Annotated in this window: 2 protein-coding genes; both read left to right on the forward strand. The window is 61.5% G+C overall.

The window, feature by feature from the left end; translation table 11 throughout:
- The coding region (locus JWG43_RS18185) for a pyrroline-5-carboxylate reductase family protein (RefSeq protein ID WP_205244343.1) at positions 1–284 on the forward strand (284 nt) is incomplete at its 5' end.
- Positions 285–307: 23 nt separating this feature from the next.
- Positions 308–455: YggT family protein (locus JWG43_RS20455; protein ID WP_205244344.1), on the forward strand; the 148-nt coding region annotated here is incomplete at its 3' end.

The following is a 455-nucleotide window of genomic DNA, read 5'->3' on the forward strand; positions in this document are numbered from 1 at the left end:
ACTTCTTCCTGTTCATGCAGGGGATTGCCGAGGAGGCGGAGGCCATGGGTTTCACTCCCGAGCAGGCCCGTCTGCTGGTGCAGCAGACCGCCCTTGGCGCCGCCGCCATGGTGGAGCAGAACCCCGAGCTCTCCCTGCAGGCCCTGCGCGAGCAGGTTACCAGCAAGGGCGGCACCACGGCCGAGGCCGTCAAGACATTCCAGGAGCAGGGGCTGAAGCCGCTGACCTCACGCGCCATGCAGGCGGCCGTCACTCGGGCCGGCGAGATGGAAACCCTTTTCTGAACCTTTTGTAGCAAGGAGCCCGGATGAACACGGCTTACTTTTTGATTAATACGATTTTTGATCTCTACCTCATGGTGGTGCTGCTGCGAGTCTGGTTGCAGTGGGCCCGCGCCGATTTCTACAACCCCATGAGCCAGATGGTGGTCAAGGTGACCAACCCCCTGGTGATCC

Origin of the sequence: Desulfobulbus alkaliphilus (assembly GCF_016918545.1) — a bacterium.
Classification (GTDB): Bacteria; Desulfobacterota; Desulfobulbia; order Desulfobulbales; family Desulfobulbaceae; genus Desulfobulbus; species Desulfobulbus alkaliphilus.